Source organism: Amycolatopsis palatopharyngis, assembly GCF_003385185.1.
In the GTDB taxonomy this organism is placed as follows: Bacteria; Actinomycetota; Actinomycetes; order Mycobacteriales; family Pseudonocardiaceae; genus Amycolatopsis; species Amycolatopsis palatopharyngis.
The window spans coordinates 43,249-52,779 of the sequence record NZ_PQHZ01000045.1 but is presented as its reverse complement, the minus strand read 5'-3'; the positions used below and the strand labels follow the sequence as shown (position 1 = coordinate 52,779).

The 9,531-nt window shown below is 68.7% G+C and carries 8 protein-coding genes; 5 read left to right on the top strand and 3 right to left on the bottom strand.

Annotated elements, in window-relative coordinates:
• Positions 1-163: 163 nt before the first annotated feature.
• Complete coding sequence (locus tag D0C15_RS26535) at positions 164-1,453, top strand: HNH endonuclease signature motif containing protein (RefSeq protein WP_245976266.1); 1,290 nt, start codon at positions 164-166, stop codon at positions 1,451-1,453.
• 38 nt (positions 1,454-1,491) lie between these two features.
• Here D0C15_RS26535 and D0C15_RS26530 read toward each other — a convergent pair whose 3' ends face one another.
• The gene (locus D0C15_RS26530) at positions 1,492-3,096 is read right to left on the bottom strand and encodes a deoxyguanosinetriphosphate triphosphohydrolase family protein (RefSeq protein ID WP_116050712.1); all 1,605 of its coding nucleotides are present in this window, start codon (positions 3,094-3,096) and stop codon (positions 1,492-1,494) included.
• Positions 3,097-3,236: 140 nt separating this feature from the next.
• Here D0C15_RS26530 and D0C15_RS26525 point away from each other — a divergent pair, with 140 nt between their 5' ends.
• Positions 3,237-4,934 (top strand): GGDEF domain-containing protein, encoded by a 1,698-nt coding sequence (locus tag D0C15_RS26525; protein ID WP_116050710.1) that lies wholly within the window; start codon positions 3,237-3,239, stop codon positions 4,932-4,934.
• 8 nt (positions 4,935-4,942) lie between these two features.
• On the opposite strand, the gene D0C15_RS26520 is transcribed toward D0C15_RS26525, so the two are convergent.
• Together D0C15_RS26520 and D0C15_RS26515 are read right to left on the bottom strand one after the other, a co-directional pair.
• Positions 4,943-5,608, bottom strand: coding sequence for a response regulator transcription factor (locus D0C15_RS26520; RefSeq protein WP_245976265.1), 666 nt, complete (start codon positions 5,606-5,608; stop codon positions 4,943-4,945).
• Entirely contained in the window at positions 5,605-6,852 is a 1,248-nt protein-coding gene (locus tag D0C15_RS26515) for a sensor histidine kinase (RefSeq protein WP_116050707.1), read from the bottom strand. Before D0C15_RS26515 ends, D0C15_RS26520 begins: the two co-directional genes overlap by 4 nt.
• Before the next feature lie 233 nt (positions 6,853-7,085).
• Between D0C15_RS26515 and D0C15_RS26510 the strand changes: the two genes are divergently transcribed.
• From D0C15_RS26510 to D0C15_RS26500, 3 genes are all read left to right on the top strand, one after another.
• Positions 7,086-8,090, top strand: coding sequence for a hypothetical protein (locus tag D0C15_RS26510; protein WP_116050689.1), 1,005 nt, complete (start codon positions 7,086-7,088; stop codon positions 8,088-8,090).
• Between the two features lie 4 nt (positions 8,091-8,094).
• Positions 8,095-8,733 carry a hypothetical protein gene (locus D0C15_RS26505; protein ID WP_116050688.1) on the top strand — a complete coding sequence of 213 codons (639 nt, stop codon included), beginning with the start codon at positions 8,095-8,097 and terminating at the stop codon, positions 8,731-8,733.
• 70 nt (positions 8,734-8,803) lie between these two features.
• Positions 8,804-9,520 carry an HD domain-containing protein gene (locus tag D0C15_RS26500; RefSeq protein WP_245976262.1) on the top strand — a complete coding sequence of 239 codons (717 nt, stop codon included), beginning with the start codon at positions 8,804-8,806 and terminating at the stop codon, positions 9,518-9,520.
• Positions 9,521-9,531: the final 11 nt, after the last annotated feature.

Below are 9,531 nucleotides of genomic sequence, written 5' to 3'. Positions count from 1 at the left end.
GCGCACACCCCACCCCCGTCCATCGCACTTTCCCGGGAAAGTGCGATGGGCGGGGGTGGGGTGTGCGCAGTGGGGGTGGTCGCGGGGTGCCGTTTGGCGGGGTTGGTTGACCGCTTGCCGAGGGGCGCTGCCGGTAGAACATGTGTTCGAGTAGCGTCGTGGTGTGGACGACGAGCAGGTACTTCCCGTGTGGCAGCTTTCCGAGGGGGAGCTGCTCGGTGGGTTGCTCGAGTCCGAGAAGGCTCTGCGGCGGCAGTACGGGCGGATGCTGGAGTTGGTTGCCGAGGCCGAGAAGCGTGGTGCGGCGACGTCACAGGGGTACGCGGGGACGGTGTCGATGTTGATGTTGATGATGGCGCTGCACCTCACCCGCGGCGAAGCCACAGCCCGTCTCGCGCAGGCGACGACCCCGACGCCCATGGTGGATGACGCGTTGCGGGCGGGGGAGATCGGCGTGGCGCAGGTCGGGCAGATTCAGAAGATTCTCGCCCAGGCACCGGACGCCCTGCCAGACACCGAACGCCTCGCGACCGAGGACACGCTGGTGGCGTTGGCGCGGCAGGCCAGCGCCACAGAGGTCGCCAAGGTCGGGCAGCGGATCTTGGGACATTGGGATGCCGAGAAGGCCCCGCCGAAAGATCGGGATCACCCGAAGGGACCGTACCGGGAGTTCCACGGCCGCTACCGCCGCGACGGGCAGTACATGTTCTCCGGCCAGGTGGACCCGGAAACGGCCGCGGAGTTGGAAGGCGTCATGCACCCGCTGGCCAAGCCCGGCCCGACCGACTCCGACGGCCGCCACGACCCACGCGGTCACGCGCAGCGGCAAGGCGATGCGCTGGCCGAGATCATCAGCCGGACCGCCCGCGCCGACGACCTCCCGACCACCGGCGGCGAACGCGCCGTGGTGATCGTGACGGTGTCGCTGGCGGAGCTGGAACAACGCGCGGACACCGCCATGCTCGACGCCCGTGGCTACACCTCCATCAGCCAGCTCCGCCGCTGGTGCTGCGAAGCCAAAGTCCTCCCCGCCGTCCTCGGCACCCACGGCGAGGTCCTCGACCTCGGCCGCAACCAGCGGCTCGCCACCCCCGGCCAACGCCGCGCACTCGCGCTCCGGGACCGGGGTTGCGTAAGGCCTGGCTGCACACGCGGTCCAAAGTGGTGTCAAGTTCACCACGTGATCTCGTGGATCGACCACGGGCCGTCCGACCTGGACAACATGATCCTCGTCTGCGCCCGGCACCACCGGGAGTTACACCACACCGAATGGTCCGTCCGCATCCGCCACGGAACACCAGAGTTCATCCCGCCGAAATGGCTGGACCCCGAACAGAAACCCATCCGGAACACCGCCCACCATCCGCCAGGGACCCGGCGCCAGGGTGCATGGGTGCCGGCGCAACGTCGCCCGCCGCAAAGAGCCACCCTCCACGCAACAACGCAGCTGTAGGGCACTTTTGCGAGAAAGTGACGCAACACCCAGGCTCCCTAGAGCACGAACGACTCCGACCAGGGCTGCGCGCTGCGCCCGGAGAGCGCGTCGAGCAGGGTCACCGCCTGCCGGTCGGTCAGTGAGGCGACGAAGTCCACCACCGCTCTGCCCCTGGCCAGCTCGTGGACAGCGTCAGCACCGCTCACCGGTTCGCCGGTCGCACCGACCAGCAGTTCGGGCGTATGCGCTGCCAGCGACGCGTACTCGTCATGGGCCAGCTCCACCAGGTCGTGCAGCCTGCGCGGAAGCCGGGACGCCTCGTCCCGGTCCACCAGCCACGCGTCCAGTGCGTCCACCAGCGTCGACAACAGGCTCGCCTGACCGCGCTGGTGCAACGCCAGATCGGGACGCAACAACACGAACCTTCGATGGACGAATTTGAGCACCTGCACCTCGTGCCACTGCGCCCTGGCCAGCAACACGTGGCCCGACCGAGTGGAGACCGACGGCGCGACCTGGACGCCCTCCACCAGGCGCGACATCCACCTTGCCGAGAAACTCGCCATCGACTGTTCCGCCTCGATCGAACCGTCGAACGGACCTGCCAGCAGGTCGTCCACCAACTCGGCCCGAACCCGGTGCACGGCCTGGATGAACGCTTCGTCGTCGACGATCCAGCCGTCCTTGGCGTGCATCCTCCGGCGCAACCGCTCCAACGAATATCCCGGCCTGCGCCGGTCCGTCCCCAGTTCCGCGGAATCCAAGGAGGACAGAGTCGCTATGTCGGCGGTCCAGCGGCTGAACTCCGTCGCCACCGAGGCGTGCTGCAGCACCCCGATCCGGTGGAAGTCCTGCAGATCGTGGATCGCATAGGCGATGTCGTCCGCGGTGTCCATCACCGAGGCCTCCACCGTCTGCTGCCACGACTCGATCCGGCCGCCATACGGCGCCCTGGCCTGCACGAGATCGTCGAGTTCCGTGCTGTACGCGGAGAACTTGGCGGACCCGGTACCCGGCCCGTCGTCCGGCTCCCCCGCGCCTCGCGGCGGGATCGGCAGCTTCCCCGGATGCGGGCTGGGAAAATGCAGCCGCAACCACGGGTACTTCAGCACCGCCGCCCGCACGGCGGCGGTCAGGTCAAGGCCGACCGCCGAGGGACCCCGGACGTCGGTGGTGGTCATGATCCGGAACGACTGCGCGTTGCCCTCGAACCCGTCGGCCAGGCCGTAGCGATGCCGGGCTATCCGATCCAGCACCCGCTCACCGAGGTGCCCGAACGGCGGGTGTCCGAGATCGTGGGCCAATGCCGCCGCCTCGGCCACGTCGGGGTCGCAACCACCCAGCTTCGCGGCAAGCTCCCGGGTGTCCGGCTCGGCCTGGATCCGTTCCGCGATCGACCGCGCCACCTGCGCGACCTTGAGGCTGTGCGTGAGCCGGTTGTGCAGCAAACCGGATCCCCCGGCACTCACGACCTGCGTCACCCCGCCCAGCCGCGCGAAGAACGGTGAGGCCACGATCCGGTCCCGGTCCACCCGGAACGGGCTCGTAGCCAGATCGGAGTAGCCGCGTTCGGCCCCCGCTTGCTCCTCGGGGCCGTCCCGGCGGACGGTCCGCGGATCGACGTCGGCCGCGCCGGACTGGCGCCGGTCGTGTTGGTTCATGGCCCTCACCGTATCCCCCGGCCGGAGGACGACCAGGGCGATGGTGTTCACCTGCATGTCGGCCTCGTGAACTCCTGGCCACAAATTTGTCGTAACGGCCATTGAAGAGGCATTATTCACGCGTGGTCGTGTCGAATGGGATCGAATCGCTGCAGACCGTTCGCTTCGCCTTCCAACCGCTGTACAGCCTGCACACAGGTGGTGTCGTCGCACTCGAGGCGCTGGCCCGCCCGCAGACGGGCGAGGTGCCCGAACTTCTGACCGCGGCCCTGAGGGCGGGCAAACTGGTCGAGGTCGACGTCGGCCTCGCCGCCCGCGCGGTCGAGGAGGAGGCGCGGCACGACACGCTCCTGCCGCTGCACCTCAATCTCACCGCCGCGTCGGCCGCCGCCCAACCCGGCGCCCTGACTCCGCTGCTCGACGCGCTGTCGAACAGCGGCAGACGACCGAGAGAGGTCGTGCTGGAGATCGGCCCCCCGTTCCGGCCCGCGGGCACGCACAACCTCGTCGCCGGGCTACGGCGCCTCACCGAACTGGGATTCCGGATCGCCTTCGACGGGCTCGGCGCCGGCGACCTCGCGCTCGACCTGCTCACCTGCGCACCGGCGGACATGCTGAAGCTGGACCGCGGTCTGCTCGGTCGCCTGCCCGGCGATCCGACCACGGCCGCCGCGGTGGAGGCGCTGGCACAGTTCGCGTCCAGGGCAGGCCTGCGCCTCGTGGCAACCGGCGTCGAAACCCGCGAACAGCTCGACGCCGCCCGGCGGCTCGGCATCCGGATCGCGCAGGGCCGGCTGTTCGCCCCCGCCCGGCAGTCGGCCGTCTGGACGGGCACGCTCAGCCCGGCGACCCCCGACCCGGACGAGCCGTCCTCGCTGGTCGCGGCGACCTCCGCGCCCAAGGTCGCCGACTTCCTCCGGCCCGCCACGACACTGGACGCGGACGCCACCTGCGACGAGGTCCGGGAGGTACTCGCCGCCGGCGACGCGCCGACCGGCATCGTGGGGCTGGACGACGATGGCAGGCCCGCCTGGTCGATCGACCGCAGCCGTTTCCTGCTCGCGGTGACCGGCCGCTACGGACACGCGCTGCACGCGAAGCGTCCCGCGGCCAGGCTTGCCGACCATCCCCACACGATCCACGCGGAGGCGGGCGCACTCGCCCTCCTCGATCTGGTCAACGACGCCGACTGGGGACGCACCGGTGACGACGTGGTGGTCGTCGACGACGACGGACAGTGCCTTGGCGTGGTGCTGGTCACCGAGATCGTGCGCGGCGTGGCCGAGACCAAAATCGAGGAAGCCGCCGCACTGAGCCCGCTCACCCGGCTGCCCGGCAGCGACACGATCGCGCGCGACGTCGACCGGAGACTGTCGGTGCAGGAGGCACTGGTGGTCGCGTGGCTCGACGTCGACTCCTTCAAGGCGGTGAACGACAGTGTCGGCTTCGCCGCGGGTGACGACCTCATCCGCGAACTGGGACGCGCGCTCACCGACCTGTCCACCCAGCTGAGCAGAATGACCGTCAGCCATGTCGGGGGCGACGACTTCCTCATCGCCTGCGACATGGACGAGATCGCCACCGTGGCGGCCACCCTGCTGGACACGTCGTGGTCGGCGGAGGGTATCCCGGTGACCGTCTCGCTGGCGACGCTCGTCTGCGCCAGCGGTTCCATCGACTCCTACCGGGAGATCTCCCGCATGCTCGCCCCGCTGAAGCAGCGCGCCAAGGACGTGTCCGGGTCGAGCTGGGTGCTGGGCAGGCCGGGCTCGGACCGGATCGAGGTGCTGCGTGGTCTCGCCAACGGGCAGCTCGTCTCGCACCGCTCGGCGAGCTGAGCTCCGGCTCAACCTGATACCGGGATGAATCCGGACTCGTAGGCCTTGATCACCGCCTGGGTGCGATCGCGAGCGCACAGTTTGCCGAGCACATTGCCGACATGTGTCTTAACGGTCTGCACACCGAGGAAGAGCTCACCAGCGATCTCCACATTGGACAAGCCCGTCGCCATCAGACGCAGTACCTCGGCCTCGCGGACGGTCAGCCCCGCCCTCGCCAGCTTGTCGCCGCCGCGGCCCGGCGAGTGGTGATTCGCGAGCCTGCGGATCGCCGCCGGGAACAGCAGGGTGTCACCGGCCGCGACCGTCCGGACGGCCGCGACGATCTCCTCCGGCCTGGCCCGTTTGAGCAGGAAACCACTGGCCCCCGCTCGTAGTGCCTCGTACACGTACTCGTCGTTCTCGAACGTCGTCACCACGAGAACCTTCGGCGGCGAGTCCATTGTGGACACAAGATGTTCCGTCGCCCTGATCCCGTCCACCGCGGGCATGCGGACGTCCATCAGGACGACGTCGGGCCGCAACCGGGAGACCAGCCCGGGGACTTCGGCGCCGTCGGCCGCCTCACCGAGCACCTCGAGGTCGGATTCGGAATCCAGAATGGCCCGTAACCCCGCCCTGATCAGGTCCTCGTCGTCGACCAGCAGCACACCGATCCGCCGCGTCGCACTCACGCCTCGTCCACCCGCTTCTCCCCCACCACCGCATGTCCGCCGAGCGGCAACCGCACCAGGACCTCCCAGAGCCCATCGGCTCTCCCCGTCCTGACGTCACCGCGCAGTACCTCGACCCGCTCCCGGACACCCCGCAGTCCACGTCCGCCGCGAGGTGGATCCGTGGTTCGCCCTGGCCGCGGTTCGACCGGATTGGTCACCGAGATCTCCAGCAGATCGCCGCCAACCCCGAGCCGCACGGTGATGGGCACCTTACCGGCGTGGCGCAAGGCGTTGGTGAGGCATTCCTGCAGGATCCGATAGGCCTCCCTGGACACCGTCGGAGGCACGACGGTGAGATCCCCGCGCGCCTGCGCGTCGACCGCCGCCCCGGTGGCCCGTGTCGCGTCCAGCAGCGCCTGCAGGTCCCCGAGATCCGCCTGCGGGGCCCGGGCCGCTGGCTCGTCGCGCAACAGTCCAAGCACGTAGTCGAGATCGTCCAGGGCCGCCCTGGCCGAGTCCTCGATCGCCAGCAGTGCCCGCTCGGCCACCTCGGGGTCGTGGCGCAGGGTTCGCCGCGCCGCGCCCGATTGGATCGTGACGACGCTGAGCGCGTGCCCGACAGAATCGTGCAACTCCCTGGCCAGCCGGTTGCGCTCGCTGAGCCGGTCAGCGCGACGCTCCAGCTCCGCGATCCGATCCGCCGCCGACGTTCCCAGTAGCGCCTCGGCGGCGCGGGTGAGCCATGCGCCCGTACTCGCCACGAGGTACACCAGCAGGATCAGCGCCAGCCCGAAGGCGGCGGGCAGCCAGGCTCCTGCCCAGCCACGTGACACGGAAATGCCGCTCTCCGAACCGATTCCCAGTTTCCCAGTGTACGGACCCGCCAGCGACAGCACGAAGAAGACGGGCAGAACCAGGCTGAGCAGGCTCACCACTGCCCCGGCCAGTACGTGCGACAGGAACATCGAACTGGAGCGCAGACGCGCGGTCATGGTCGCCGCGGGCCCGAACACCGCAGCGGGCACCGGATCCCCGAGCAGCTCACGGATCGCGGTTCCCTCGAGGACCCGTACGGCGGGAACGAACGAACTCGCGACCATCACCAGCAGCGCGATCACCGAGCCGAGCGCGACGGCCATACCCTCGTCGAGGGCGAGCGGCAGAACGGACGGAACCACGACCCCCGCGACAAGCAGGTATGGCACGACCAGCGCGCCGCCGAGGATCAGGTAGGCCCAGCGCTGGTATGTGGATCGGCTCATCAGCACCGCGCAAAGCCGCCGTATCGTCACCGGCTGATCGTGGCAGAGCCCGCGTTGGCCGCCTCTCTCACCCTGACGGCGCAACAGTTGCCACCGATTGGCCACCCGACCAGCAGACTGATTCGCCCGATTCTCTTATTTCGCGGGCACACAGCGGCGCGTAGAGTAGCTGCCTGCACTCGAACGAACACAGAGAGTCCCTTTCGGACGGGTGCGGGCAAGGGAGGTGGGTCGTGTCGGCGGATGCCAGCGGGCTCCGCAGCAATCCGCTCCAGGAGATCTTCTGGACCAGGACGGGACTGTTGCTGCTGGCCCTGGTCGTCGTTTCCGGCTCGAGCCTGGCGCTGGCGAGCACCATGCAGGCGGGCACCGCGAGGACGTTCGTCGAGGCGGTCGGCACCGGAACTCTCATCTCGGCGGTGGTGGGGTTCGGACAGACCCTGCTCACCGCGACGGCCACCCGCAGAGCCCTGGTCGCCCCGGTCATCGAGGAGAGCAAGCGCACCCTGCAGGAACTCAGTTCCGAGTACCGCGCGCTCAACAACGAGTTCTTCCCGACGCACATCTTCGCGGCCAGTAACAGGCCCGACCCGACGTTCAACCAGCTGATGATGCGGGACCTGCGGGAAACCCGGCAGTACTTCTTCCGCGGCTTCTCGGGAAGACACGCCGCGGCACGGCTGCTGTTGTCCCAGGCCGAACGGGAGATTCACGTCGTCATCGCCGACCCCAGAGGCAACACCGCGGCGGGCGGCAGGGCGCGGTACCTGCTGCGCCACGAAGGTGCGGATGCGGATTCGGACGCCGTCCAACGACAGCTCAGGGATGAGACGTGGATGGGACTTGTCGGTCTCTACCTCGCTCGTAACCGGTGCGCCGGCGTCGAGATCACCGTGCTCACCGATCCACCGCTGGACCGGGTCGAGATGTTCGACGGCAGCGTCTGGGTGACGCTGTACAGCGATCCGGCGCAAGGAAGAACCCTCTTTCCCCGAACTCTGCGGTTCTCCGAGGGCTCGTTCATCTACGGCATGGAGCGGGCCGAGTTCCTGCGGCTCGGAACGTCGAACAGCGAACAGCACTTTCGGCTGACCCCATCCTCGACCAGATCGGACTTCGTCGGGGTGTTCGAGGAGATCACCGGCACCGGATTGGACGAGGAACAGTTCCATCGGCTCAGGGACCGGTTCCACACCTTCCGGCAGAAGTTCACCACCACCGCCGAACTCGGAAGCTGACGCGATGCTGACCCAGTTGTCCCTGCTCGCCGATCTCGCCGCCGAACTGCGCCGCGCCGACTTCCCACTGGTCGAGCGCTGGCAGACCGTCGATCAGTGGTTCCAACGGCGGACCAGCCGTACGAGCCTGCAGGCGGAGGTGAGCTCGTACCTGCGCGGGCTGTCGCCAGAGGCGGCCGCTACCGTGGCCGATCGCTCGCGGGAGACGACCACGCACTTCGCCTGGTGCCTGCTCGACGAGCGGGCCGATCCGTTCTCGTTCTGGCTGCACGAGTACAAGCCGCAACGCGACTGGCGACGCGGGTACGCGGACTCGGTGCACAACCACCGCTACCACTTCTGCACCACGATCCTGCGGGGCGGCTACGAACACGAACGGTACGACGCGACCGTCGACCCGGACAGCCAGTTGATCAGCTCTACCGAACTCCGCAGGCGCACGGACTGTCCGGCCGGCACGGCTGGGGCGATGCTCGCGCACGAGTTCCACCGGATCCCCCGCGCCGCCGACAACACACTCACGTTGCTGGTCAAATCCCGCCCCGTGAGCCCCTGGAGCCTCTCCTACGACCCGCAGACACAGACAGGTCACCGGCATGTGCCGGTGGAGACCCGATTGGGGGAGTTGACCGAGCGAATTTAGAACACCGGACGCGCGATCGCACTACGATCACTCCACCCGCCCGAAGAGCAGGCCGGGATCGGAGAGGTTCATGCGCGTCCACGACCAGAGCACCGCACCCAACGCCTTCAGCGGCACAGCGACGGCTCCGCTCCGCGTTTCCGACGTCGCACTCGCGGCCGTCGAGCGCAGGGTGCGGCAACTGTGCCTGAAGTACGCCGAACGGCTGCCCTTCCACGGCTGGCACCACGTCGACTTCGTCCGGACTAAGGCGGTCGAGTTCGCCGGGCACAACGGCGCCCAGCGAAGCGTTGTCGAGACCGCCGCACTGGTGCACGACGTCAACTACATCGTGCTCCGCAACTCCCCAGCCGCGGCGGGCCGGGACCTGCGGCTGGGTGTCCTCAGCGACGCGGAGGTCCCGGCCGCAACGGCCCGCTGGATAGACGAGATCATCGACGAGGCGGAGATGGCCGCACGGGGCAGGCACATCAGCCTCGAGGCCCAGGCGCTCAGCGATGCCGACACGCTGTTCAAGGCACTGCCCGTGACTCCGGTCATGCTGGCCCACCGGTACCTCAGCGAGAACGGGGTCAGCCTGAGGGAACTCGCCGACAAAATCGTCGGCGAGCAGTGCGAGGTGCACGACGAGGGCTACTACTTCTACAACCCGGTGGCCGCACAGACATACTCCAGGTGGGCCGTGGCCAACCTGGAGCTGTGGCAGTGCATCAAAGAGTCACTCGACGACCCCACGGTGGAGCGACTGCTCCATGCCGTGGACAGCCCCGATGGCGTTAGCGTCTAGGGCGTACCCGA